The organism is Pseudomonas sp. SJZ074 (genome assembly GCF_007828215.1).
Lineage (GTDB): Bacteria > Pseudomonadota > Gammaproteobacteria > Pseudomonadales > Pseudomonadaceae > Aquipseudomonas.
Genome location: NZ_VIUE01000028.1, coordinates 1 through 25663, shown reverse-complemented (window position 1 = coordinate 25663; position 25663 = coordinate 1). Strand labels below are relative to the sequence as shown.

Annotated in this window: 26 protein-coding genes; 12 read left to right on the top strand and 14 right to left on the bottom strand. The window is 61.4% G+C overall.

Translation table 11 applies throughout. The features are described from left to right. The first annotated feature begins 37 nt into the window (after positions 1-37). The 3 genes from FBX99_RS23435 (at position 38) to FBX99_RS23425 (ending at position 2057) form a co-directional block, all read left to right on the top strand. A complete protein-coding gene (locus tag FBX99_RS23435; RefSeq protein ID WP_144930260.1) occupies positions 38-1027 on the top strand; it encodes a 2-hydroxyacid dehydrogenase in 990 nt (329 codons plus the stop codon). Positions 1028-1218: 191 nt separating this feature from the next. Beyond that, complete coding sequence (locus FBX99_RS23430) at positions 1219-1653, top strand: hypothetical protein (RefSeq protein WP_144930261.1); 435 nt, start codon at positions 1219-1221, stop codon at positions 1651-1653. Continuing rightward, on the top strand, positions 1653-2057 hold the full coding sequence (locus FBX99_RS23425) for an META domain-containing protein (protein ID WP_144930262.1): 405 nt from the start codon (positions 1653-1655) through the stop codon (positions 2055-2057). The genes FBX99_RS23430 and FBX99_RS23425 overlap by 1 nt, the downstream gene beginning before the upstream one ends. Positions 2058-2153: 96 nt before the next feature. Here the strand turns inward: FBX99_RS23425 and FBX99_RS23420 are convergent, their stop codons facing one another. Then, entirely contained in the window at positions 2154-2621 is a 468-nt protein-coding gene (locus FBX99_RS23420; protein ID WP_144930263.1) for a TlpA disulfide reductase family protein, read from the bottom strand. A gap of 90 nt (positions 2622-2711) precedes the next feature. Here FBX99_RS23420 and arsC point away from each other — a divergent pair, with 90 nt between their 5' ends. Genes arsC through FBX99_RS23405 form a run of 3 tightly spaced genes read left to right on the top strand, consistent with a single transcriptional unit; the run spans position 2712 to position 4085 of the window. Next, positions 2712-3065 (top strand): arsenate reductase (glutaredoxin), encoded by a 354-nt coding sequence (gene arsC / locus FBX99_RS23415; RefSeq protein ID WP_145133081.1) that lies wholly within the window; start codon positions 2712-2714, stop codon positions 3063-3065. Next, entirely contained in the window at positions 3062-3667 is a 606-nt protein-coding gene (wrbA, locus tag FBX99_RS23410) for an NAD(P)H:quinone oxidoreductase (RefSeq protein ID WP_144930265.1), read from the top strand. The genes arsC and wrbA overlap by 4 nt, the downstream gene beginning before the upstream one ends. Further along, the gene (locus tag FBX99_RS23405) at positions 3660-4085 is read left to right on the top strand and encodes a DUF2069 domain-containing protein (protein ID WP_144930266.1); all 426 of its coding nucleotides are present in this window, start codon (positions 3660-3662) and stop codon (positions 4083-4085) included. Before wrbA ends, FBX99_RS23405 begins: the two co-directional genes overlap by 8 nt. Before the next feature lie 99 nt (positions 4086-4184). Here FBX99_RS23405 and FBX99_RS23400 read toward each other — a convergent pair whose 3' ends face one another. Together FBX99_RS23400 and ttcA are read right to left on the bottom strand one after the other, a co-directional pair. Beyond that, on the bottom strand, positions 4185-4859 hold the full coding sequence (locus FBX99_RS23400; RefSeq protein WP_145133079.1) for a DNA-3-methyladenine glycosylase I: 675 nt from the start codon (positions 4857-4859) through the stop codon (positions 4185-4187). A 20-nt stretch (positions 4860-4879) separates the two neighbouring features. Beyond that, entirely contained in the window at positions 4880-5704 is an 825-nt protein-coding gene (ttcA, locus tag FBX99_RS23395; RefSeq protein ID WP_041020228.1) for a tRNA 2-thiocytidine(32) synthetase TtcA, read from the bottom strand. 333 nt (positions 5705-6037) lie between these two features. Between ttcA and FBX99_RS23390 the strand changes: the two genes are divergently transcribed. After that, positions 6038-6640, top strand: a complete 603-nt coding sequence (locus FBX99_RS23390; protein ID WP_024779754.1) for a Yip1 family protein — start codon at positions 6038-6040, stop codon at positions 6638-6640. A 156-nt stretch (positions 6641-6796) separates the two neighbouring features. Continuing rightward, positions 6797-7291, top strand: coding sequence for a SprT family zinc-dependent metalloprotease (locus tag FBX99_RS23385; RefSeq protein ID WP_144930268.1), 495 nt, complete (start codon positions 6797-6799; stop codon positions 7289-7291). Positions 7292-7427: 136 nt separating this feature from the next. On the opposite strand, the gene FBX99_RS23380 is transcribed toward FBX99_RS23385, so the two are convergent. Both FBX99_RS23380 and FBX99_RS23375 read right to left on the bottom strand, forming a co-directional pair. Further along, a complete protein-coding gene (locus tag FBX99_RS23380) occupies positions 7428-8609 on the bottom strand; it encodes a CaiB/BaiF CoA-transferase family protein (protein WP_145133076.1) in 1182 nt (393 codons plus the stop codon). A gap of 164 nt (positions 8610-8773) precedes the next feature. Next, complete coding sequence (locus FBX99_RS23375) at positions 8774-10126, bottom strand: dicarboxylate/amino acid:cation symporter (protein ID WP_144930270.1); 1353 nt, start codon at positions 10124-10126, stop codon at positions 8774-8776. 334 nt (positions 10127-10460) lie between these two features. Between FBX99_RS23375 and FBX99_RS23370 the strand changes: the two genes are divergently transcribed. Beyond that, complete coding sequence (locus FBX99_RS23370; protein WP_145133075.1) at positions 10461-11459, top strand: AraC family transcriptional regulator; 999 nt, start codon at positions 10461-10463, stop codon at positions 11457-11459. A 127-nt stretch (positions 11460-11586) separates the two neighbouring features. Here FBX99_RS23370 and FBX99_RS23365 read toward each other — a convergent pair whose 3' ends face one another. The 3 genes from FBX99_RS23365 to FBX99_RS23355 form a co-directional block, all read right to left on the bottom strand. Next, on the bottom strand, positions 11587-12933 hold the full coding sequence (locus FBX99_RS23365; protein ID WP_144930272.1) for an ATP-binding protein: 1347 nt from the start codon (positions 12931-12933) through the stop codon (positions 11587-11589). Continuing rightward, a complete protein-coding gene (locus FBX99_RS23360; RefSeq protein WP_144930273.1) occupies positions 12930-13607 on the bottom strand; it encodes a response regulator in 678 nt (225 codons plus the stop codon). Before FBX99_RS23360 ends, FBX99_RS23365 begins: the two co-directional genes overlap by 4 nt. Before the next feature lie 105 nt (positions 13608-13712). Then, a complete protein-coding gene (locus FBX99_RS23355) occupies positions 13713-14312 on the bottom strand; it encodes an outer membrane beta-barrel protein (RefSeq protein ID WP_144930274.1) in 600 nt (199 codons plus the stop codon). Positions 14313-14467: 155 nt separating this feature from the next. Between FBX99_RS23355 and FBX99_RS23350 the strand changes: the two genes are divergently transcribed. After that, positions 14468-15259: a dienelactone hydrolase family protein gene (locus tag FBX99_RS23350; RefSeq protein WP_145133073.1), complete on the top strand. Its 792-nt coding sequence runs from the start codon at positions 14468-14470 to the stop codon at positions 15257-15259. 123 nt (positions 15260-15382) lie between these two features. After that, on the top strand, positions 15383-16108 hold the full coding sequence (locus FBX99_RS23345; RefSeq protein WP_144930276.1) for a 4'-phosphopantetheinyl transferase: 726 nt from the start codon (positions 15383-15385) through the stop codon (positions 16106-16108). Positions 16109-16223: 115 nt separating this feature from the next. On the opposite strand, the gene FBX99_RS23340 is transcribed toward FBX99_RS23345, so the two are convergent. Together FBX99_RS23340 and FBX99_RS23335 are read right to left on the bottom strand one after the other, a co-directional pair. Continuing rightward, positions 16224-17834: an ATP-binding protein gene (locus FBX99_RS23340; protein ID WP_144930277.1), complete on the bottom strand. Its 1611-nt coding sequence runs from the start codon at positions 17832-17834 to the stop codon at positions 16224-16226. Further along, positions 17831-18553, bottom strand: coding sequence for a response regulator (locus tag FBX99_RS23335; RefSeq protein WP_144930278.1), 723 nt, complete (start codon positions 18551-18553; stop codon positions 17831-17833). The genes FBX99_RS23340 and FBX99_RS23335 overlap by 4 nt, the downstream gene beginning before the upstream one ends. A gap of 773 nt (positions 18554-19326) precedes the next feature. On the opposite strand from FBX99_RS23335, the gene FBX99_RS23330 reads away from it, so the two are divergent. Further along, on the top strand, positions 19327-22218 hold the full coding sequence (locus FBX99_RS23330) for a ribonucleoside-diphosphate reductase subunit alpha (protein ID WP_145133070.1): 2892 nt from the start codon (positions 19327-19329) through the stop codon (positions 22216-22218). 189 nt (positions 22219-22407) lie between these two features. On the opposite strand, the gene flgE is transcribed toward FBX99_RS23330, so the two are convergent. The 4 genes from flgE to flgB are packed head-to-tail and all read right to left on the bottom strand — an operon-like array spanning position 22408 to position 25328. Beyond that, positions 22408-23706, bottom strand: a complete 1299-nt coding sequence (gene flgE, locus FBX99_RS23325; RefSeq protein ID WP_145133068.1) for a flagellar hook protein FlgE — start codon at positions 23704-23706, stop codon at positions 22408-22410. Between the two features lie 29 nt (positions 23707-23735). Continuing rightward, entirely contained in the window at positions 23736-24458 is a 723-nt protein-coding gene (gene flgD, locus FBX99_RS23320) for a flagellar hook assembly protein FlgD (protein WP_144930281.1), read from the bottom strand. Between the two features lie 15 nt (positions 24459-24473). Further along, positions 24474-24917 (bottom strand): flagellar basal body rod protein FlgC, encoded by a 444-nt coding sequence (gene flgC / locus FBX99_RS23315; RefSeq protein WP_144930282.1) that lies wholly within the window; start codon positions 24915-24917, stop codon positions 24474-24476. Between the two features lie 3 nt (positions 24918-24920). Further along, the gene (gene flgB, locus FBX99_RS23310; RefSeq protein WP_024779770.1) at positions 24921-25328 is read right to left on the bottom strand and encodes a flagellar basal body rod protein FlgB; all 408 of its coding nucleotides are present in this window, start codon (positions 25326-25328) and stop codon (positions 24921-24923) included. Positions 25329-25663 lie beyond the last annotated feature (335 nt).

The window sequence follows — 25663 nt, the reverse complement described above, 5'->3', positions numbered from 1 at the left end:
GCTAGACTGACACCCTTCAAAGTGCCAGGAGGCCGCCATGCGCGTGATTCTTTTCAGCAGCCAGACCTACGATCGAGACAGCTTCACCAAGGCCCCGCGGCCCGCCGACGTTGAACTGCAATTCCAGCCGGCCCGCTTGAACCTGGACACCGTGGCCCTGGCCGAGCGGCACGAGGTGGTGTGCGCATTCATCAACGATGACCTGAGCGCCCCAGTGTTGGAACGGTTGGCAAACGGTGGAACCCGGTTGATCGCCCTACGCTCGGCCGGCTACAACCATGTCGACCTGCCCGCCGCCAGGCGCCTGGGATTGAGTATCGTCCGGGTGCCGGCCTACTCGCCCCATGCAGTGGCCGAACATGCGGTGGCGCTGATCATGGCGCTCAATCGCTGCCTGCACCGTGCCTACAACCGCACCCGCGACGGCAACTTCAGCCTCCATGGTCTGACCGGATTCGACCTGGTGGGCAAGACGGTCGGGGTGGTCGGTACTGGACAGATCGGCGCGACATTCGCGCGGATCATGGCCGGCTTCGGCTGCCACTTGCTGGCTTACGACCCCTATCCCAACCCTCAGGTCGAAACCCTGGGAGCCCGTTACTTGCCCCTGGCCGATCTGCTGGCGCAAGCACAGATCATCAGCCTGCACTGCCCGCTGAACGAGCAAAGCCGGCACCTGATCAACGCCGACTCGCTGGCGACCATGCAACCCGGCGCCATGCTGATCAACACCGGGCGCGGCGGCCTGGTGGATACACCGGCCCTGATCGAAGCGCTGAAAAGCGGTCAGTTGGGCTATCTGGGGTTGGACGTCTATGAGGAAGAGGCCCAGCTGTTTTTCAAGGATCGCTCCGACCAGCCCTTGCAGGACGACGTGCTGGCACGGCTGCTGACCTTCCCCAACGTGGTGGTCACCGCGCACCAGGCGTTCCTGACCCATGAAGCGCTGGACGCAATCGCCACGACCACCCTGGACAACATCGCGGCCTGGGCGAACGGCACGCCGCAAAACCTGGTGAACGACTAAGCCAACCCAGCACGCCCCCCTGTGGGAGCGAGCCTGCTCGCGATAGCGCCAGATCAGCCGGCATCGATGTCAACTGACAGACCGCTATCGCGAGCAGGCTCGCTCCCACAAAGGGAAAGAGGACTTCGTCGCATCCGGACCACCCCCCACCATACCCCGTGCTAGCATGTCGCGCCTATTTTGGAGGACCCATGGCCGAGCACGATTTCCGCTACACCCTGATGAACCCGCAGCACACCTTGACCGAAGTCCGCGCATTGGCGCCGGGCCGCTATCAGGTCACCGGCAACGGCGGTTCGATCCAGGCCAATGACGTACTGCTGGTCACGCTGAAGGGCAGCAAGGATTTGTCCATGCGCCTGACCGTGGACACGGTTCGCCACCTGCTCAAGCCCATGGGTCAATGGACCGCCATGACCACCGGCCCGGTGTTCGGCGAATTGGCGATCCATACTTGGAAGGTCAATTGCGACAGTTGCGCCAAGGTGCTGAGCTTCGAATTTGCCGTTGATGCCAAGCTCGGCATCAAGGGGCAGAAGCCGGCCGCCAGCGCACGCATCGCCGAGCTGGGCTGGTCCACCGTGGGTGAAAAGCACCTGTGCCCGACATGCAGGGACGCCGCCTGATGAAACGTCTGGTCCTGTCCGCGCTGATCGGCATGAGCCTGCTGGGTTGTGCCGCCGAACCTGTACAGTTGCAACAGAACCGCAGCTACATCCTGGAGTGGATCGGTGAACGACCATTGATGGATTACAGCCACTTGACCATCACCCTTGGTGAGGACGGCCGCGCCTACGGCAATGCCGGCTGCAATCACTGGTTCGCCCCCTATACCCTGGAAGGCCACCGCTTGAGCTTCGGCAAGATCGGCAGCACCCGCAAACTCTGCGGGCCGGCCGTGATGGAGCAGGAGTCGCGGTTCTTGCAGGCGCTGGAAAAGGTCCAGCGCTGGGACATCTCGCCCATCGAGCAGATACGTTTCTGGCCGGCCCAGGGCAAGCCGCTGCGGTGGTGGCTGGAGGAAGGCTGAGCTTCCAAGCGGAAATCTTGAGCCTGGCCAGGGCCTGTGGCGAGGGGATTTATCCCCTCGCCACACCACCCCTCACAACCTCTCCATCACAAATTGCTATTTAAGCGCCCGCAACGCCTCAAGCTTCGCCATCACCCCCGCCGCCGTCTGCTCACCCAGCAATTGCTCACGCACCTTGCCCTCGTTGTCGATGATGTAGGTCACCGGCAACCCCTCACTGCGTGGCAGGTCGAAGATCTCGGCCGGGTCCTGGGCCAGCACGGTGAACCGGATACCCATCTTGTCGCTGGCGCTCTTGAGCTCCTCGCCTTGCACCTGATCGAAATTGACCCCGAACACACCGACGTTGCGTCCCTTGAGCCGTTCGGCCAAGGCATTGAACTCCGGGATCTCGGTGCGGCACGGGGCGCACCATTCGGCCCAGTAGTTGATGACCAGCCATTGTTTGTCCAGCCGTTGCGAGGCGATCGCCTGGCCGTTCTGGTCGACACCGTAGTCGTTTCCGCAACCGGCGAGCAACAGGATCCCCATGAATGCCAGTGCCGCCGTCAATCGCCTTGCCATGTGCCAATCCTTAGTCTGAATGTGAACGCTGCCACGACCCATCGTGGCACAGTAGAATAGCCGCCACCTTACGCAAGATGCGACCCGCTCATGACCGATCTGACGCTTTATCACAATCCGCGCTGCTCAAAATCCCGCGGTGCGCTGGAACTGTTGGAGGCCCGGGGCCTGGTGCCCACCGTGGTCCGTTACCTGGAAACCCCGCTCGATGCAGCGCAGCTTGAACGGCTGCTGGGCAAACTCGGAATCACGGCCCGGCAACTGCTGCGCACCGGCGAGGACGAACACACCAGCCTGAACCTGGCCGACGAAAGCCTGAGCCAGGCGCAATTGATCGCCGCCATTGCCGCCCACCCGAAACTGATGGAACGGCCGATTCTCGAAACCGCCGACAAAGCCGTGATCGGTCGTCCACCGGAGAAGATCCTGGAGATCCTACCGTGAGCACACCGTACATCCTGGTGTTGTATTACAGCCGCAGTGGCTCCACCAACGAAATGGCCCGGCAAATCGCCCGTGGCATCGAACAGGCCGGGCTGGAAGCCAGGTTGCGCACGGTGCCGGCAATTTCCACCGAATGCGAAGCGGTGGCCCCGGACATTCCCGAACAAGGTCCGCTGTACGCCACCCTCGATGACCTGAAGCACTGTGCCGGCCTGGCCCTGGGCAGCCCGACCCGTTTCGGCAACATGGCCGCGCCGCTCAAATACTTTCTCGACGGCACCAGCAACCTGTGGCTGACCGGTGCCCTGGTGGGCAAGCCGGCTGGGGTGTTCACCTCCACCGCGAGCCTGCACGGCGGCCAGGAAACCACCCTGTTGTCGATGATGCTGCCGCTGTTGCACCACGGCATGCTGATCACCGGCTTGCCCTACAGCGAGTCGGCGCTGATCGACACCGAGGGCGGCGGTACGCCCTACGGGCCGAGCCACCACGCCGGGAGTGACGGTAAAAGCGGCTTGAACGAGCATGAAGTCGCCCTGTGCCGGGCGTTGGGTTCACGCCTGGCGAAAACCGCACAATTACTGGAGAGCGGCCGTGGCTAAAAAGCCGAAGATCCTCCCCTCCATCCAGTGGCTGGAGCCGCGCGTGCGCATTGCCCGCATTCTCAGCCTGTTGTGCTTTTTCGGCCTGGTGGGGGTGCTCAGCGTCTATTACCTGCTGATCGCCGACCTGCACGGCGCGCGTCCCTGGGTAATCCTGCTGATCGAATTGGTACCACTGTTGATATTGGCACCCAGCATGCTCACCGGCAGTGCTCGCGGCCATTCATGGATGTGCTTCGTGGTGAACCTGTATTTCATCAAAGGCGCATTGGCGGCCTATGACCCGAACCGGCAACTGTTCGGCGTACTGGAAATGCTCGCGAGCGTGGCGGTGTTCTGCTCGGCGTTGCTGTATGTGCGCTGGCGGTTTCAGTTGAACCGGCGTCTTGCGGGGGAAGGCGAAATTTCTGTCGCCTGATAGATCGTTTTCGCGAGCAAGCCCGCTCCCACAGGGGATTTTCGGCGTTCACAAATCCAGTGTGGGAGCGAGCCTGCTCGCAATAGGTGCGACGCGGTTTCAATGATTCACTGTGTAGGCCAGCATCCTCGAAATCTGGCTCATCGGCCGGCCGCCACTTTCTTCATGCCACTGGTTGAAGGCACTCTGCACCGTCGCCAGGTCCCGCAGGCTGGTGGGGACTTTGTCGATGATGTCCTGGGCGTTGAGCGCCGCCACAACGTCGTTGCTGGTCACGAAGGTGTCCTTGCCCATCATCCGTAAAAAATACGGAGCCGACAGGCCGCCCAGTTGATGGCCATGTTTTCTCAGGTAGGTCCACAGGCCAACGATGTCGTTCACCGACCAGTCGGCGATCAGCGCGCCGAAGCTGCCTTTTTCATGGGCCGCGTCCAGTACCAGTTGCGCGTTGCGGGGCACGCTCTTGAGCTTGCCCAAGTGTCGGATGATCCGCGCATCCTGCATCAACCGCTCCAGGTGCTCGGCACTCATCAAGACGACTTTTTCCGGATCGAACTTGAAGAACACTTCTTCGAACGCCGGCCACTTGGCATCTACCAGGCTGTGCTTGAGCCCGGCGCGAAAGATCCGCAGCGACATGGTCGAGAGGTAGCGGTCGTCGCCGATCTTGCGCAGTTGCGCCGGGGTCTTGGGAACAGGCAGATGGGCTTCCAGTTCAGCCGCCGAACCGAAGCGGTTCAGACAGTACTCATGCAGCCACTTATAATCGCGCATTCCCGCTCCTGGGGGTCCGGTCAGAGGTTCACGACATTGACGAAGCGCGAAGCAGCGCTTTCGTCGATACGCAGGTTGGTGAAATCGAACAGGTTGCGATCCGCCAGTTGCGACGGAACGACGTTCTGCAAACCGCGGAAGATACTCTCGGTGCGGCCTGGCGTCTTGCGCTCCCACTCCTGGAGCATCTCCTTGACCACCTGGCGCTGCAGGTTCTCCTGGGAACCGCACAGGTTGCAGGGGATGATCGGGAATTGCTTGAGATCCGAATAGGCCTGGATGTCCTTCTCGCTGCAATAGGCCAGCGGACGAATCACCACGTTGCGCCCATCATCGGCGCGTAGCTTGGGCGGCATGGCCTTGAGCGAACCGTTGAAGAACATGTTCAGGAAGAACGTCTCGACGATGTCGTCGCGGTGGTGCCCCAGGGCCATCTTGGTCGCGCCGATCTCGTCGGCGAATGTGTAGAGCGTGCCGCGACGCAGGCGTGAACACAGTGAACAGGTGGTCTTGCCTTCGGGAATCAGCTCCTTGACCACCGAATAGGTGTCTTTCTCGACGATGTGGTACTCCACGCCCAGCGACTCGAGGTACGCCGGCAGCACATCCTCGGGGAATCCCGGCTGTTTCTGGTCCATGTTCACCGCGACGATGTCGAACTTGATCGGCGCCACCTTCTGCAGATGCATCAGCACATCGAGCATGGTGTAGCTGTCCTTGCCACCGGACAGGCAGACCATGACCTTGTCGCCGTCTTCAATCATGTTGAAATCGGCAACCGCCTCACCGGCCAGGCGGCGCAGGCGCTTTTGCAGTTTGTTCTGGTTGACCGTAAGAGTGCCCATGACGCGAAATCCGTGAGGTGTGACGAAGGGCCGGCATTTTACGCAAAAACAGGCCGGCGGCGAAGGGGCTGGCACACCACTGCTGTGGCGAGGGGATTTATCCCCTCGCCACAGGGTTATCCACCGGTTTCAAGACTGTGGACACAGACCTATCGGCGATTAACCCGCCAACCTACAGCGCGATTTGCTCTAAGTCCCCCATCCCCCTGGGGATAACTCCTTTCTATACTGCGTCATAAGGTCGCACACATATTCAGACCTTTACTTACTTGGCCATTTGGCCCGTAGGCGCTCCGTTGGGGGGCGATGGCAATAACAAAGGAGTGACTGACTATGATCCATCATGTCGTGGGGCTCTTTACCCACCCTGATCAAGAATGGAAAGACATCCGTGGCGATCAGGAGGAAAGCATCAGCCACATGTACCTCACGCACACGCTGATCCTGGCGGCGATTCCCGCTGTGTCGGCGTTTATCGGCACGACGCAGGTAGGTTGGGTCATCGGCAACCGTGCTCCCGTAATGCTCACCCAGGAAAGCGCGCTGTGGATGACCATCATGTCCTACCTGGCCATGCTGGGCGGGGTCGCGGTGATGGGCGCGTTTATCCACTGGATGGCCCGCACCTACGATGCCAACCCGAGCCTGGCCCGTTGCGTGGCGTTCGCTACCTACACTGCCACGCCCCTGTTCATCGGCGGCCTGGCGGCGCTCTATCCACACATGTGGCTGGGAATGATCGTGGGTACGGCGGCGATCTGCTACACGGTTTACCTGCTTTACGTGGGCTTGCCGACCTTCATGAACATTCCCCAGGACGAAGGCTTCCTGTTTTCCAGTTCGGTACTCGCCGTCGGCCTGGTGGTGCTGGTTGCCATCATGGCGTTCACAGTGATTGTCTGGGGGTTGGGCGTCGGCCCGGTCTATACCAACTGAAAAACCAAGGCTCTCCTATAAAAACAGGATCTGCCGACACAGGCCGCCGCAAGGCGGCCTTCCTGTGTCCGACTGAGGAAACGACCGCTGGGCACCTGAGCGATTCGCAACGGCCGATGCTTGCGGCATACTCGGGTTTCTGGAGACCCGTAAAGCATGCTCGAGCAACTCAATACCCGCGTCGAAGAGTGTTACCAACAAGCCGAATCCTTTTTCAAACGTCCTTTCAAACGCCCGGTGGTCAGCTTCAAATTGCGCGGCCAGAAAGCCGGTGTGGCGCATTTGCATGAAAACCTGCTGCGCTTCAATCCGCAGCTATACCGGGAAAATGCCGAAGACTTCCTCAAGCAGACCGTCGCCCACGAAGTCGCGCACCTGATTGCCCACCAGTTGTTTGGCGAACGCATCCAGCCCCATGGCGAAGAGTGGCAACTGATCATGCGCGGCGTGTACGAACTGCCGCCCAACCGTTGCCACACCTACGAAATCAAACGCCGCAGCGTTACCCGCTACATCTACAGATGCCCCTGCGAAGGCAGCGATTTCCCGTTCTCGGCCCAACGCCATAGCCTGGTGCGCCAGGGGCGGCGCTACCTGTGCCGCAGTTGTCGCGGGACGTTGGTGTTCAGTGGGGAGACGCGGGTCGAATAGCAGCTTCGGGGTGCCGGGGCTTGCCCCTTCGCGAGCAAGCCCGCTCCCACACTGGATACTCGACGGCAAAGAATCCGTGTTGGGAACAGATCCTCCTGTGGGAGCGGGCTTGCTCGCGAAGGGGCTCTAGAGAACGCTACAAAACCACCCCGCTCCTGCGCAATTCGGCAATCCGCTGCGCACTGAACCCCAACTCCCCCAATACCTGATCCGTATGCGCCCCCAGCCCCACGCCAATATGGCGAAGTTCGGGCAGCCCCTCTGAGAACCGTAACGGACAGGCCATTTGCGCCTGGCTCGAACCATCCCCCCGGGGCACCTGTTTCACCAGCTCCCGAGCCTGCAAATGCGGATGCCGGACAGCTTCCTCCAGGCTCAGCACCGGTTCGACGCAGGCATCGATGCCGGCAAACAAATCGCATAGCTCGGCAAAATCATGCTTCTCGAACTCGGTTTGCAATGCCTGCTTCAGGGCCTGTTGCTGCTCAGGCTTGGGCGACAGCCCCTGGCCAGCCAGGTCCGGCCGGCCCAGAGCCTCACACAACGCTTGCATGAAAACCGGCTCCAGGCTGCCCACCGACATCCAGCGACCATCCCGGGTGCGGTAATAGTCATAGAAACTGCCGCCATTGAGCAGGTGCTTTTCCCAGCCGGGTTCAACCCCACTGGCCAGGTAACCGGCGCCTGCCAGTGCATTAAGGCTGAATACGCAATCGGCCATGCTCACATCCAGGTATTGGCCCTGCCCGCTCTGCTGGCGGGCAATCACCGCCGCCAACAATCCGATCACGCCGTGCAGCGACCCGCCGGCGATATCCGCTGCCTGGATGCCCAGCGGCAACGGACCGCTGTCAGCACGGCCGGTATGGCTGGCCAACCCTGTCAGGGCCAGATAGTTGATGTCGTGTCCGGCGCGGTCCCTGTAGGGGCCGGTCTGGCCGTAGCCGGTAATCGACACGTAGATGAGCCGGGGATTAATCGCCTTCAACGCCTCATAGCCCAGCCCCAATCGCTCCATCACCCCGGGACGGAACTGTTCCAACAGAATGTCGTACTCCCCCAGCAGCCGCTTGATCACCTCCAGCGCTTGCGGTTGCTTGAGGTCCAGGGCCAGGCTGCGCTTGTTGCGATTGAGGTAGGCATGGCTGGCGGAAACACCCCGGTCATGGGGCGGCAGGACGCGTAGCAGATCCGGACGGGTCGGGGATTCTATGCGCAGCACCTCGGCCCCCATGTCGGCCAGCAGCAGCGAGGCGAACGGACCGGGTAGCAGGGTCGAGAAATCCAGAACCTTGAGCGATGCCAATGGACCTTGCATGGAGGGTCTCCGCGAGATGATGAGCAAAGACTAGGCAGACGCTGGCAGCACGGCAATTACCGCAGGTGTGGTTTGGGATGACCGATGCGCTCAGGCGTTCATCCGTGGCGAGCTGGCATGAAAAAACCCGCCGAAGCGGGTTTTTTCCATAGGCAGCCTGAAGATTACTTCACAGCACCTGGAGCAGAGGTTTCAGCCGCTGCGATCTGCGCCGCCGCGATCTGCTCGTCGTCTTCACGGACATCGGAGATGCCGCGACCGCCGGAAGCCAGTTCGGTCTGCAACTGGTCTTCATTCAGTTCCTTGACCCACTTGGCAACCACGATGGTGGCGACAGCGTTGCCCACCAGGTTGGTCAGGGCCCGGGCTTCGGACATGAAGCGGTCGATACCCAGGATCAGTGCCAGACCGGCCACCGGCAGGGTGCCCACGGCCGACAGGGTGGCCGCCAGTACGATGAAGCCGCTACCGGTCACGCCGGCAGCACCTTTGGACGACAGCAGCAGCACCAGCAGCAGGGTGATCTGGTGAGTGATGTCCATCGGGGTGTCAGTGGCCTGGGCGATGAACACCGCGGCCATGGTCAGGTAAATCGAAGTACCGTCGAGGTTGAACGAGTAGCCTGTTGGAATGACCAGGCCCACGACCGACTTCTTGGCACCCAGGCGTTCCATCTTGATCAGCATGCGTGGCAGGGCCGATTCCGACGAGGAAGTACCCAGTACGATCAGCAGTTCTTCACGGATGTAGCGCACCAGCTTGATGACGCTGAAGCCGTGGGCGCGGCAGATGGCGCCCAGCACCACCAGCACGAACACGATGCAGGTGATGTAGAAGCAGATCATCAGTTGACCCAGTTGCACCAGCGAACCGACACCGTAGGCGCCGATGGTGAAGGCCATGGCACCGAAGGCACCGATGGGGGCCAGCTTCATGATCATGTTGATGATGATGAACATCACGTGAGCGAAGCGATCGATGAAGTCCAGCACCGGCTTGCCGTAGGCACCCAGGCGATGCAGGGCGAAGCCGAAGAGCACCGAGAACATCAGCACTTGCAGGATATCGCCGTTGGCGAATGCGCCGACGATGGTGGTCGGGATCACGTTGAGGATGAAGGCGATGATGCTCTGGTCTTTACCGGCCGAGATGAAACCGGCGATCTTGCTGGTGTCCAGGGTCGACACGTCGATGTGCATGCCGTTACCCGGTTGAACGACGTTGACCACGACCAGGCCGATCAGCAGGGCGATGGTGGAGACGATTTCGAAGTACAGCAGCGCGTAGCCACCGGTCTTGCCGACCGACTTCATGTTCTGCATGCCGCCGATACCGCTGACCACGGTGCAGAAGATGATGGGGGCAATGACCATTTTGATCAGTTTGATGAACCCGTCACCGAACGGCTTGAGAGCCACACCGGTCTGCGGATAGAAGTGGCCGAGCAAAATACCGATGGCAATGGCAACGATCACCTGGAAATACAGGGATTTGTACAAGGGCTGACGAGTCGTCATGGCAAACCTTCCTCAAGCGTCCCGTGTGACAACATCCACCTGTCGTCCACGACACCTCAACTTTGCGAACCCTCCTGCACTGGAGGGATTTGTTTTGTCGGCTGCACAGGGGCAGACCTACGTAGTGCATCGCAAAGCCCGTGCCATTTTCCAGAAAAGCCCTACAGCCGCTATAGCAGACAGGTTCTGTGATTAATCACCGATTAAACGACAGCGTATAAGATGGCGGATTTCCGCCAACAGATGGATTCCAGTTCCGGGATTTGGCGGATATCCGCCTTGTCGCGATGGATCGTCCTGCTACCATCGCTCGCTTATTAAACGGATTGATGCCATGCGCCAACGCACGATCGCCAGTCACTTCGCCCGCGCAGCCCTGGGCGGCGCACGTCGCCAGGGATTCGACTATCTTCCCCTGTTGCAACAGCTGGGCATCAGCCCTGAGCTGTTGGACGAGCCGCGCGCGCGCATCGCGCCGGAGCAGTTTGCCCACCTGTTGCAATCGCTGTGGCTGGCGCTGGGTGATGAATACCTTGGATTTGGCAGAGCCCCGAGCAAACCCGGGACGTTCGCCATGATGTGCCATACGCTGATCCATTGCCGGACCCTGGGCAAGGCGCTCCAGCGTGGCCTGTTGTTCTATCGCCTGTTCCCCGGTGCTCCGGACCTGACACTGGTGGCCGAAGGTGAACGGGTGCACCTGGTGCTGGACGATTCGGCCCTGTGGGACCCGGATCATTTCCTCGCCGAGAGCCTGCTGGTGGTATGGCATCGCCTCGCCAGTTGGCTGATCGGTCAGCGAATCACCCTGGAGCAGGCAAACTTCAGCTATGCCAGGCCCGCCCATGGCGCCGAGTACGATTTGCTGTTCCCCTGTCCGCTGGCGTTCGAGGCGCAACACAGCGGCCTGTTGTTCCACAGCCGCTACCTGGACATGCCGTTGCTTCAGGACGAACGAACGCTCAAGCGGTTTCTCGAGCACTCCCCCGCCGATCTGCTCTCGCGCCCGGACGATGGCCACAGCCTGAGCAGCCAACTGCGTCGGTTGCTCGGCCGCGATACCGCACACTGGCCGGACCTGGAGGCAGCCGCCGATCATCTGCACCTCAGTCCCCAGACCCTGCGCCGTCATCTGCGGGAGGAAGGCACCAGCTTCCAGGAACTCAAGGATCACCTGCGGCGGGATATCGCCATCTACCACCTGGGACGCGCGGAACTGTCGTTGCAGCAGATTGCCGAGCAGTTGGGATTCTCGGAGCCGTCGGCGTTTCACCGGGCGTTCAAGAAGTGGACGGGACTGACGCCGGGGGCTTACCGGGAGCAGGAGCACTGAGGCGCGGTGTTTTGTGATGTACGGGCCGCCGCCATCGCGAGCAGGCTCGCTCCCACAGGGTTTTGTGATCGGCACACATCCCATGTAGGCGAGCCTGCTCGCGATGGCGTCAGTGGCCCCACCCCGGTCAAACCACCGGAAAAAGCACCCGGAACGCCGCACCGCCCAGCTCCGAGTCGCCCAAGGTCAAACGCGCACCGTAGCTCTCGATGATGTCTTTGACCACCGCCAGTCCAATCCCCTGTCCCGGATGCTGGCGGTCCAGCCGTTCACCGCGCTGGAGAATCCGCGCACGCTGGTCCGGCGGTACGCCCGGCCCGTCATCCTCGACGCACAGCTCGGTCCCGCCAAGGGTCTGGTGCACGCTGACGCGCACTTCGCCCAGGCACAGCCGATAGGCATTCTCCAGCAGGTTACCGAGCATCTCCAGCAAGGCACCCTGCTCGATCGGTACCTGGCAGTGCTCCGGCAGGTCGAAGCGGACGTTGACCCGCTTGTCGCGATAGACCTTGTCCAGGGTGTCGCACAGGCTTTGCAGCACCGGCCGCAAGCGCACCTGGTGGCGCACCAGCCCGCTCTTGCGCAGGCTGGCGCGCTGCAACTGGTAGCCGATCTGCTGGCTCATGCGCTCGATCTGGGTTTGCAGCACCCAGGCCTGCCCACGATCTTCGGGGCGCCGGGCCATGTCTTCGCTGACCCCCTGCAACACCGCCAACGGCGTCTTCAGGCTGTGGGCCAGGTCGTCGAGGGAGTCGCGATAACGGCTGCGCTGTTCCCGCTCGCTGTACAACAGTCGGTTGAGGGAGCCGGTCAGGCGCAGCAGTTCCCGGGGATGTTCGGTGCTGAGGCTCTCCCGGGTGCCGCCTTCGATTTCATCCAGTTCCTGGCTCAGGCGGCGCAACGCCCGCAGCCCCCAGGTCAGACCGATCCACAACAGCGCCAGCAACACCGCCAGCGCCGCTCCGAACCCCATGTAGAGTTTGTCCCGCAGGCCCTGCAGGGTGACTTCGTAATCGCGCACCGGTTGCAAGGTAACAACGCTGAACGCCGCATCCTGGCCGGCGAGCAACTTGATCTCGACGTCATAGACAAAGAACTCCTCGCCGTTCTGCTCGCGGATGCGGGCAAACTCGTTGCCCTGGCCGTCATAGCGAGGCGTGTAGTTGATGTTTTCTTCCCGGGTCGCCTTCGACCGCCAGACCAGTCGCCCATCGCGATCATAGATGTAGCCCAGCAGACGGGCGTCAGCGAGATTGAAGCGCTCGTCGGGCAACTGTGCCGGCATCTTCAGGCGATTGTTTTCCACCCGGGCGGCGGAAATCAGCGTGGTCACATCCGAGGCCAAGCGTTGCTGGATGGACTCCTGCAATGCCAGGCTGAACGCGCCTTGCATGGCGGGCAGCAGCGCCAGCATGAACAACACCGCCAGGATCGTGGCTGCCAGCATCAGCCGCAGCCGCAGGGAACGAATCACTGGCAGCGCTCGTTGAACAGGTAGCCCAGGCCACGCACGGTGTCGATCGGCTTGAAGCCGGAGGGACCTTCGAGTTTACGGCGCAGGCGCCCGACCAGGACTTCGATGACATTGGGGTCGCGCTCGTCGTCATCGGGATAGAGCTGTTCCATCAACCGGTCTTTGGCCACCACCTGCTGGTGATGGCGCATGAGGTACTCGAGGATGCGGTATTCGTAGGCCGTCAGCGCCAGCGGTTCCTCGTCGAGGGAGGCTTGCTTGCGATTGAGGTCCAACAGCAACGGGCCGGCGACGATGGTCGACTGGGTAAAACCGCTGGAGCGGCGCAACAGGGCATTCAGCCGCGCCTCCAGTTCCTCGAACTGGAACGGCTTGACCACATAGTCATCGGCCCCGGCGGCCAGACCTTCGACCTTGTCCTGCCAATTGCCGCGGGCAGTGAGGATCAGGATCGGAAAGGTCTTGTCCTGGGCACGCAGCCGACGGATCAGCTCAAGGCCGCTGATCCCGGGCAAGCCAAGGTCGATCACCGCCAGGTCATGATTGAATTCCGCGACCTGGTACAGGGCCTCTTCGGCATTGGCGACGGCTTGGACCACATGGCCGCTGTCGGTGAGACGGGTTTGCAGGTGATGACGCAACAACGCTTCGTCTTCGACGACCAGTAACTTCATGGAGCCTCTCTCCAGGCAAATCAGACAATCCGGTGCTGTGCAGCGCAACGAAAGCCGCCGGATCGTCTCGGGCCGATCCGGCGGGATACGCTCCCCCTCGCCCGCTTAGAACGTGTAGTTGGCGGACAGGTAGGTCTGGGCGCTGCTGGTCAGGTCCAGCGAGCCCACCTTGTCGCCGCCGTGGGGGCTCATTTCGGTGCTGGCGTTGCTGCGCAGGTAACGGTAACCCAGTTCCACCGAGGTATTCTGCGAAATTTGTTGCAGCACGCCGCCCTGCAGGCCCGCCGTGAAACCGATGTCGCTGTCGCGACTGAAACCTGGGGAGTCCTGGGTCACCTTGGTCAGGCCCGCCGTCGCACCGCCGAACAGTTTGGTGCTGCCAGTGACCGGGTAGAACAGGTCGTAGCTGCCCAGCAGGTTTTCCTGGCGCAACTTGATGCCGTTATGGGTTCCCGAAACGTTGTCGTAGGTCGCGTAGTAGCGGCCCTGGTCGTTCTGCTTGCCCAGGCGCAAGCCATAGGTGGTGTCCTTGCCAATCACGCCGTCGGCGTTCGGATTGTTCAGCGCCTGGTCCAGGGCATTGGATTTCTTGACCTTGTCGCTGGTCTGGCCGAGGGTCAGGCTGGCGAAGTTGTCATCGGCGTGGGCCATGGCGCTGGCACCCAGCACAGTAAAAGCCAGCAGCAGTTTTTTCATGTGTGTCATGTTCAGGTTCCTTTGAAACGTGGGTGGTGTGTGAAGTCGTGATCACGTTAACCAGCGGTCCCTGAACACCCCTTGAACGTTCTCTGAACCTGCGCTGAACGAATCGGCTAGAGTGTCTTGTCTCATGCAAACCATTTCTTTCAGGGAGATTCCCCATGCGCAGGTTGCTTGCTGTTGTACTTCTGGCCTTGAGCGGCGCGGGCCACGCCGCCGTCCAGACCCAGGAGATACCTTACACCAGTGCCGACGGCACGAAGCTGATCGGCTATTACGCCTACGACGATGCGATCAAGGGGCCGCGCCCGGGCGTGGTGGTGGTGCATGAATGGTGGGGGCTGAACGACTACGCCAAGCGCCGCGCCCGCGACCTCGCCGGCCTGGGCTACAGCGCCCTGGCCATCGACATGTACGGAGATGGCAAGAATACCGAGCACCCCACGGACGCCATGGCCTTCATGCAGGCGGCACTCAAGGACGGCAAGGCCGCCAGCGCGCGATTCCAGGCCGGGCTCGACCTGTTGAAGAAACAGCCCCAGACCGATCCGGACAAACTCGCCGCCATCGGCTACTGCTTCGGCGGCAAAGTGGTGCTGGATGCCGCTCGCCAGGGCGTTCCGCTGGCCGGTGTGGTGAGTTTCCACGGCGCCCTGGTGACCAACACCCCGGCCACCCCCGGCAGCGTCAAGGCGAAGATCCTGGTCGAGCACGGCGCGCTGGACAGCATGGTCACCGAGGATAACGTCACCGCATTCAAAAGCGAGATGGACAAGGCCGGCGCCGACTACAAGTTCGTCAGCCTGGAAGGCGCCAAGCACGGCTTCAGCAACCCCGATGCCGACCGCCTGAGCCACGGCGAACATGGCGGGCCGGACATCGGCTACAACAAGGCGGCCGATGAGCAGTCGTGGGCGGATATGCAGAAGTTCTTCAAGAAGATCTTTGGTTGAACACTCCCCCTGTGGCGAGGGGATTTATCCCCTCGCCACAAAAGCCCCTTCTTCCCAGCAGAATTTCAGTCCGACCGCTCACATCACTACCCAGCATCAAACCAACCCGGCAAAATGCCCGGCATGAACCGACTCCCTGCCCTGCCCGCCTGCTGCTCGCCTCTGGATGAAGATTGGCTGTTGCCCGACGTCCTGCCCGACACAATCCTGCTGAGCACCCGTTTCGATCCACTGTTGTTTGTCGGTGAAGACTTCCCGAACAGTGCCATCGAGCCGCCCGCCAGCATCCAGCGTTCGGTGGCCAAGCGTCAGGCCGAATTCCTCGCCGGACGGATCTGCGCCCGCGCAGCCCTTTATCAGTTGAACGGCCAGCATTGCGTTCCGGCGATCGGCGACGACCGTGCCCCCCTCTGGCCGGCCCATGTCAGCGGGTCGATCACCCACAGCACCGGCCGGGCAGCCGCCATCGTCGCCCTCAAGGACCATTGGCAAGGGCTGGGGATGGACCTGGAGAACCTGCTCGACCCGGAGCGCGCCGAGCGGCTGGCGAGTGAAATCCTCACCCCACCGGAACTGCAACGCATGGCCACCACCCGGCGAGATGACCGGGCCTTGCTGGTGACGTTGACCTTTTCGGTGAAGGAAAGCCTGTTCAAGGCGCTGTACCCGATCGTCGGGCAGCGCTTCTATTTCGAGCATGCCGAGGTGCTGGAATGGGCCCGCGACGGGCAGGTACGACTGCGCTTGCTGACGGACCTGTCCGCCGAATGGCGCCATGGCAGTGAATTGCAGGCGCGGTTCGGGGTGAAGGATGGTCAGTTGTTGAGTCTGGTGGGTATCAAGGCCTGAAATTTGTAGTGTTTGTGTTGGCCCCTTCGCGAGCAAGCCCGCTCCCACAGGCATACGCATTCCAAATGTGGGAGCGGGCTTGCTCGCGAAGACAGCCGATCAGGCGCCGCACCTCTCAACCCCTGTCCTGATGCCTCGGCCAGCTCAAACTGAAACACGCCCCACCCAGGCTCTTGCTCTTGGCGATCAACGCCCGGCCGCCATGCCAGTAAATGATCCGCCGCACGATCGACAGCCCCAACCCATGGCCGCCCGAAGCACGGGCACGGCTGTCGTCCAGGCGCAGGAAGGGTTTGAACACCCGCTCCCAGGCCGCCTCCGGCACACCGGGCCCGTCATCCTCGACATCCACCCGGCAACGCAGTTGCCCCACCTGGTAGCTGACGGTCACCCGGGACCTGGCATGGCGCATGGCATTGCTCACCAGGTTCTGCAAGGCGCGATGCAGAAAGCGTGGCTCGGCCTCGACCCAGGCACCGTCGCAATCGGCGGCAGACAAGCACAGGCCACGTTCGACCGTGACCCCGACGCGCAACGGGCCCAGCTCGTCGATCACCTGATTGACCAGCGCATCCAGGTCCACCCGCTGGAAATTCAGCGCCGGTGAGCCTTGCTCCAGTCGCGCATAGGTCAGCATCTCGTCTACCAACCGATCCAGGTCTTCGATGTCATGGTCCATGCCCGCCAGGTATTTTTCCCGCGCTTGAGCAGTGGCAGCGCTGCCAAGCATTTCCAGGCCGAAGCGCAGGCGCGCCACCGGGGTACGCAATTCGTGGGAAACCGCCCGCACCAGCTCACGCTGGATCGCCAACAGTTGTTGCAGATGCTCGGCCATGCCGTTGAACGCGGCGGCCAGTCGCCCGACCGAGTCGGCACCGCGGGCCGGCACGCGGGTTTCCAGGCTGCCCTGGGCGATCTGGGTAGCGGCGGCCTCCAGGCCACTCAGGCGCCGTTCCAACTGACGCACCAACAGATAGACGATCAACCCGATCAGGCTCAAGCCCAACGCCGCGATCAGTACCAGCCACTCGGGCGGGTAAGGGTTCATCTGGTACAGCGGACCGATTTCCAATACCCACGGCGTGCCCACCATCCCGGCGAACACCCGGATCGAATCGCCGCCCTTGCCCAAGGCCATCACCGTATCGCCCTCGGACACGCGACGACGTTGGTCTTCATCCATGTCCGCCTGCTCGGCGGTCATCAATCGCAGATCGAAACCGAAACCTTTTTCTTCCATGATCTGCGCAAGCCGCCGGGGTTGCTCGCCCACCGGGTAGCGCACCAGCTCGTCGGCCAGCAGGTAAATGGTCGCCCGGGCCAATTGCTCGCTGATCTGCTGGACTTCCCCCACCAACATCAGTTGCTCGCCATCGCTGACCAGTCGATAGACCTTCGCCGCATGGGGCCCGGTCTGTTCGACCAGTGCCTGGCCACGCAGCACGCGGGTGCGCTGTCCCAGGTCCAGGTCGGTCTGGGCAAAGGTCTGCAACGCCAGGGGAATGCCCAACAGCCGCTCCCACAGCAGTAGCGCCCGGCGACGCTCGGTGTCGTTCATCGGCCGCAGATTCTCGGCCATCAGGGAAAACGTGCCGTGGGCCAGGCGCTCGCGGTACTGCTCGCTGCGGGTCTGGTTGAGCAGGTGCAGGGCCAGCACTCCGAGTACCGCCACCAGCACCAGCGCCGCGCACATGCCGCCATAGATGCGCAGGAAGATCGAGTTCACGGTGCCGGGTCTACACAGGCTTCAGGCACGAACAGGTAGCCTTTGCTGCGGATGGTCTTGATCAGCCGTGGATGGTCCGGGTCGTCGCCGATCTTGGGCCGTATGCGCGAGATGCGCACGTCGATGGAACGGTCCTGGCCGTCATAACCGATGCCGCGCAAGGCGGTGAAGATTTCCTCCCGGGACAGGATGCGCCCGGCGTTGGACACCAGCAGCCACAGGAGGTCGAACTCGGCGCTGGTCAGTTCGATCCCGCTGCCCTTAAGCCAGGCCTCGCGCAGGGCGTCGTCCACCACCAGCGGGCCGAATTGCAGGCGCCGCGGCTTCTGAGGGTTCGGCTCCACCGGCTCGCTGCGCCGCAACAACGCCTGGATGCGCGCCAGCAGTACCCGCGGGCGCACCGGCTTGCAGACGTAATCGTCGGCACCCAGATCCAGGCCCTGGATCTGGTCGGCGTCGTCGGTGCGGGCCGTGAGCATCAGGATCGGCCCATCGTACTGCGCGCGGACCTTGCGGCAGATGTTCAGGCCGTCTTCGCCGGGCAGCATCAGGTCGAGGATCACCAGGTCTGGCTGCTCGGCGACGATCCGCGCCGCCGCCACCGCGCCATCTCCTTCGATGGCGACACGCAGCCCGTTGCTTTCCAGGTATTCCCGGGTCAGCTCGGCCAGACGCTGGTCATCCTCGACGATCAATACCTGCCAGGCTTCGTGTTCCACTTGGGGCCTCGTGTTGCTGTGAATATAGAATGAAGGAACGACGCACTCGCCTGTGGCGAGGGAGCTTGCTCCCTCGCCACAAATGCCCGCTCGCTCTTTTGTCATGTCAAAAGAAGATAACCCTGTCCCACACACCAGCCGATTGTATAAACGGCGCCTCGATGGAAAACAAGCGGACAAATGCGTTCGGTCGGGCGGAATTTATGTGGTAACGTCCGCGCCCGCAAAAACCGGCAGGCTGTTTTCGACGCATCGAAAACGATGAAAAAACCCCCGCTCCAGCAAGGTCGCGGCCTACAGCGCAGTTCCCTATTTCGCACACAAATTACGCACAGGTTTATCCACAGGTAGTACGTTGCATTCGTCCCCCAAAACGCATTATCTTGTAGCCCGCTGCAAAAAAAACCCTACATGTAGGGTTTTAAGCCAAAAACCAACCACAAGTCGGACTGAGAATTCAAGCGCTTTTCGTGCCTCTTTCCACTTGAACAGCGTGTTGTCCCAAGACCAGACCGCCCCTGCGGATGGCCACTGTTTCAAGGGTCGAAAACGACCGAAACGGTACGGGTGTTGCAGTCCATTGTTGCCACCCTGCAAATCCGGTTTCGAGCCAGGCTCGCAACCCATGAACTTCGGATGGAAGCAGCCCCACGGGCCTGCTTCCTACTGTCCCGAAGTTGTTATACCCGGCGCCAGTCGGTTGTAGTGCTTCAGGACGGAACGGTGGGCACCGTGATGGTGCCCAAACAAACATAGAGAACGTGGAGACACCCATGCACACCGACACAACTCGCGAGAACCCGCAGGGCACCGCGCCGCTGGCCGCCGATTCGACCCCGGATCTGGCCGCCACCGCGCCTGGTCAACTGCGCGTGATCAAGCGTAACGGCACTGTCGTTCCTTACACCGATGACAAGATCACCGTCGCCATCACCAAAGCGTTCCTCGCAGTTGAAGGTGGCACCGCAGCCGCTTCGTCGCGCATCCACGACACCGTGGCCCGCCTGACCGAACAGGTCACCGCGACCTTCAAGCGTCGCATGCCGTCGGGTGGCACCATCCACATCGAAGAGATCCAGGACCAGGTCGAACTGGCCCTGATGCGTGCCGGCGAGCAAAAGGTAGCGCGTGACTACGTGATCTACCGCGACTCCCGCGCCAAGGAGCGCGCTACCCGCAACCCGGCCGACGCACCGGTCCAGGCCCACCCGTCGATCCGCATCGCCCGCGCCGATGGCAGCCTGGCGCCGCTGGACATGGGCCGCCTGAACACCATCGTCACCGAAGCCTGCGAAGGCCTGGAAGAAGTCGATGGCGACCTGATCCAACGCGAAACCCTGAAGAACCTCTATGACGGCGTCGCGCTCAAGGACGTCAACACTGCCCTGGTGATGACCGCGCGGACCCTGGTAGAGCGCGAGCCGAACTACTCCTTCGTCACCGCCCGCCTGCTGATGGATACCCTGCGTGCCGAAGGCCTGGGCTTCCTGGAAGTCGCCGAGAGCGCGACCCACCACGAAATGGCCGACCTGTACGCCAAGGCCCTGCCGGCCTATGTCGCCAAGGGTATCGAATTCGAATTGCTGAACCCGGTCCTGGCCTCTTTTGACCTGGAAAAACTCGGCAAGGCGATCAACCACGAGCGTGACCAGCAGTTCACCTACCTGGGTCTGCAAACCCTGTACGACCGTTACTTCATCCACAAGGACGGTATCCGTTTCGAACTGCCGCAGATCTTCTTCATGCGCGTAGCCATGGGCCTGGCCATCGAAGAGAAGCAGAAAGAAGACCGTGCCATTGAGTTCTACAACCTGCTGTCATCCTTCGACTACATGGCGTCGACCCCGACCCTGTTCAACGCCGGTACCCTGCGTCCACAGTTGTCGAGCTGCTACCTGACCACCGTGCCGGACGACCTGTCGGGCATCTACGGCGCGATCCACGACAACGCCATGCTGTCGAAATTCGCCGGCGGCCTGGGCAACGACTGGACGCCGGTTCGTGCGCTGGGCTCGTACATCAAGGGCACCAACGGTAAATCCCAGGGCGTCGTACCGTTCCTCAAAGTGGTCAACGACACTGCTGTGGCGGTCAACCAGGGCGGCAAGCGCAAGGGCGCTGTCTGTGCCTACCTGGAAACCTGGCACATGGACATTGAAGAGTTCATCGAGCTGCGCAAGAACACCGGTGACGATCGTCGTCGTACCCACGACATGAACACCGCCAACTGGATCCCCGACCTGTTCATGAAGCGCGTCTTCGACGACGGCAAATGGACCCTGTTCTCGCCATCCGAAGTACCAGACCTGCATGACCTGACCGGCAAGGCCTTCGAAGAGCGCTACGAGTACTACGAAGCCCTGACCGAGTACAACAAGATCAAGCTGTTCAAGGTCGTCCAGGCCAAGGACCTGTGGCGCAAGATGCTCTCGATGCTGTTCGAGACCGGCCACCCATGGCTGACCTTCAAGGACCCGTGCAACCTGCGCAGCCCGCAGCAACACGTAGGCGTGGTCCACAGCTCGAACCTGTGCACCGAGATCACCCTGAACACCAACAAGGACGAGATCGCCGTCTGCAACCTGGGCTCGATCAACCTGCCGAACCACATCGTCGACGGCAAGCTGGACACCGCCAAGCTGCAACGCACCGTGAACACCGCCGTGCGCATGCTCGACAACGTGATCGACATCAACTACTACTCGGTGCCACAGGCGAAGAACTCCAACTTCAAGCACCGTCCGGTCGGCCTCGGCATCATGGGCTTCCAGGACGCGCTGTACCTGCAGCACATCCCGTACGGCTCCGACGCTGCGGTCGAGTTCGCCGACAAGTCCATGGAGGCGGTCAGCTACTACGCGATCCAGGCCTCCTGTGACCTGGCCGACGAGCGTGGCGCCTACGAGACATTCCAGGGCTCGCTGTGGTCCAAGGGCATCCTGCCGCTGGACTCGCAACAGATCCTGATCGCGTCCCGTGGCGAAAAGTACATCGACGTCGACCTGACCGAGTCCCTGGACTGGGCACCGGTTCGCGCCCGTGTACAGAAAGGTATCCGCAACTCCAACATCATGGCCATCGCACCGACCGCCACCATCGCCAACATCACCGGCGTGTCGCAGTCGATCGAACCGACCTACCAGAACCTGTACGTGAAATCGAACCTGTCGGGCGAATTCACCGTGATCAACCCGTACCTGGTCCGCGACCTCAAGGCCCGCGGCCTGTGGGACTCGGTCATGATCAACGACCTGAAGTACTACGACGGTTCGGTGCAGCAGATCGAGCGCATCCCGCAGGAGCTCAAAGAGCTCTACGCGACCGCGTTCGAAGTGGACACCCGTTGGATCGTCGACGCCGCCAGCCGTCGCCAGAAGTGGATCGACCAGGCTCAGTCGCTGAACCTGTACATCGCCGGCGCCTCGGGCAAGAAGCTGGACGTGACCTACCGCATGGCCTGGTACCGTGGTCTGAAAACCACCTACTACCTCCGTGCCCTGGCCGCCACCAGCACCGAGAAGTCGACCATCAACACCGGTAAGCTGAACGCTGTGTCCAGCGGCGGCAACCACGGCGACGACTCGGTCCTGGCCGCTCCAGCAGGCCCGGCGCCAGTGCCAAAAGCCTGCGCGATCGACGAGCCGGATTGCGAAGCTTGCCAATAAGCTGAGCGGGTGGGCGCTGCAAGGCGCCTACTTATAAAGAAAGCCCCCGATAGATCGCTGGTCTATCGGGGGTTTTCTTTTGTCTGGAGGAAAGTAGCGCCGGGACAAACCTCATCGTCGGATCGCCGCCCAAAAAGAAGCCCCTCTTGTGAGGGGCTCCTTGTGCAGCATTCAAGCAACCATCGAGCATCAAGCCATCTGAATAATGGTCTGCATGATGGTGCTCTGGGTGGAGATGGTCTTGGCGTTTGCCTGGTAGTTGCTCTGAGCCTTGATCAGCTCGACCAGTTCGTTGGTCAGGTTGACGTTGGATTCTTCCAAGGCGTTGGAAACGATCGAACCCAGGGTACCGGTGGTCGGGGCATCGTAGGCAGGGATGCCCGAGTCAAAGGTTTCCTTCCAGCTGGTGCCACCTACCGGTTGCAAGCCTTGTTCGTTGGTGAAGCTGGCCAGGGCCAGTTGACCGATCGGCTTGGTCTGGTTGTTGCTGAAGTTGGCCAGCAATACGCCGCTGCCGTCGATGGTCAGGTTGGTGATCTGGCCGGTGGCATAACCGTTCTGGACCGGGAGCGAACGAGCGGTGTCGGCGTTGAACTGGCTGGTATTAGCCATGGAAATCGTGATGGTTGGCGCACTCGCGGCGCCGTTGGCGGTCCATGTGCCATTGGTCACGGTGCCCGGCACCCAACCAGTCAAAACCAGATCGCTATTGATAGTCGCCGGAGGCGTGCTGACCTGAAGCAGCTTGCCGCTCGAATCGAATGTCATAGTCGACGGGACCGGCGCGGTCACACCGGTCGTGGTCGGCGCGGAGCCATCGAGGTTACGACCATCGATCAAGGTATAGACATTCCAGGTGTTGCCGGCAGTCTTGACCATGAATTGATCCATGGAATGCTGGTTGCCCTGGGTGTCATAGATCGGGGTAGTGAACTGCTTGGTAAACGTGGACGTGTCGGTCGGATCGAACGCCGCGGTGATCGGCGTCGCCTTCGAATTCAGGTTGATCGTCGATGAGACCAGGCTGGTCGCCTGTGGCGGCAGGTTGGAGGTATCGATACGCAGATCAGTCAGGATCCCGTTCTGGATCTTTCCGTTGGCATCCACGCCATAGCCTTGCAGCTTCGAAGTGCCATCACTGTTGGTGATATAGCCTGCCTTGTCGGTCTTGAACGTACCGGCACGGGTGTAGCTCAGGGAACCGTCGTTGCTCAGGACGAAGAAGCCCTGGCCCTGGATACCCATGTCCAGCACGTTACCGGTGTTGTTGACGTCGCCCTGGCCGAACTGCTGGGAAACGTTGGACAGGCGCACGCCGTTACCAACGGTCTTGCTGCCCGAACCCAGCTTGGTAGCCGAGTAGACGTCTTCGAATTCCGCGCGGGACGATTTGAAGCCGGTGGTTGCCACGTTGGCGATGTTGTTACCGGTGACGTCCAGCTGTTTGTTGGCAGCATAGAGACCGCTAAGGCCGATGTTGAAAGACATATTCCACTCCTTTGCCGGGTTAGTCGGCTCTACATACCAATAGTTTGTACTTTGGACAGGGCGATGCTGCCCAGCCCGGCGAGGTTGAGCATCAGCTCTCCCCCTGTCTGGCTGATCGTCACGCTGCTGACGGTCGCCGGCAGGTTGGTGATCAGCGACGTGGCCTTGCCGTCGATGGTGGTCGAAGCCGCGAAGGTATAAGTACCCGCCTCGACCGTGGTGCCCGCGTCGTTCTTGCCATCCCAGATAAAGGCAGAGTTACCGGCCTTCTGGCTGCCCAGGTCGATGGTGCGAACCGTCTTGCCGTCCTTGTCGACGATCTTGACCGCGACGGACGATACCGCCGAGGGCACCACCACCGTGCCGTTGAGGCTCTTGGAGGTGTCGACCACCGCCTTGTCGCCAGGGGCAATGACCGAACGCCCTACCAGCGACGAGGCCTGCAAGGCCTGGGACGAGTTGTAGTTGCTGGCCAGCCCGCTCACGGTATCGTTGAGGGTGGTGATGCCTTCCAGGCTGCTGAATTGTGCCAACTGGGCAACGAACTCACCGTTGTCCTGTGGCGACAGCGGGTCCTGGTTTTTCAGCTGGGTAACGAGCAGTTGCAGGAACGCATCCTTGCCCAGCTCCTTTTTACCGGTCGCAGCCCCTGTCATCGAAGACAGGCTGTCGGAGGTGTTATTGGTCTTGATCGAGGAGTTGGCCAGAATCTCGTTGAGGCTCAAACCGCTGGTGGTGTTGGTAACGCTCATGTGACTCGCCCCTTATCACTGACCCAGGGTCAGGACCTTCTGCATCATGGTTTTGGCGGTGTTCATCATTTCGGCGTTGGTCTGGAACGAACGACTGGCGGAAATCATGTCGGCCATTTCTTCGACGACGTTGACGTTCGGGTAATAGACATAACCCTTGGCGTCGGCAGCCGGATGGTTCGGCTCATAGCGCGCTTCGAGGTTGCTCTGGTCCTCGACGACGCCAAGCACCTGCACGCCCTGCCCGGCCGCGTCCTGCTCCTGGAACAGCGAGCCGCTGCCATTCGCCTGGCCGCCCTGGAACATGGTGGCGAACACCGGGTGACGGGCGCGGTAGGTCTGGTCGATGCTCGACGAAACGGTCTCGGCGTTGGCGATGTTACTGGCGACAGTGTTCAGGCGAGTGGTCTGGGCACTCATGGCACTGCCGGCGATGTTGAATACGCTCGCAATCGACATGGCTTATTCTCCGCGCAGGGCCGAGATCAGCCCTTTGAATTTGCTGTTGAGCAGGGTGAAGCTGGCCTGGAAGTTCACGGAGTTTTCCGCGTAGTTGGACTGTTCCAGTTGAGCGTCCACGGTGTTCTGGTCGATCGAAGGTTGCATCGGCGTGCGATACATCAGCGACTCGTCACCATTGCCCAGGCCTTCGGCCTCGATATGACGGCTGTTGGTCATGTTCAGGGCGAAAGAGCCGTTCTTGGTCTTCTCGTTCTGCTCGGCGAGCACTTTGGAGAAGTCCAGATCCCGGGCCTTGTAGTTCGGGGTATCGGCGTTGGCGATGTTGTTGGCCAGGACTTCGGCACGCTGGGCGCGGAAGCTCAGGGCCTGTTCGTGGATACCGAGCGCTTTATCGAAGCTGATGCTCATGTCGGAAACCTTTGGGTGACCAGAATGTACGTGCGATGGATATAGCAAGCGTCGTGCCACTTTGAGAAAGCCCGTAAACCGGGGCTTTGCGGGCATCGGCAAGGCGGCAATGCCAGAAAAGCGGCAACCGCTTTCCGCTTACCTGCCGCTTTTCTGCCGCTCTCAGCGTCAACGGCGGTTAATTGTGGGAGCGGGCTTGCTCGCGAAAGCGGTGTATCAGTCGACATCAATGTCTCTATGAGATCGCCTTCGCGAGCAAGCCCGCTTGTGTCTTGCTCTGCGATTAAACTGATGGTGAGAGCGGTGAGTGGCAAGCTGAATGCCTGGAGTGCTTA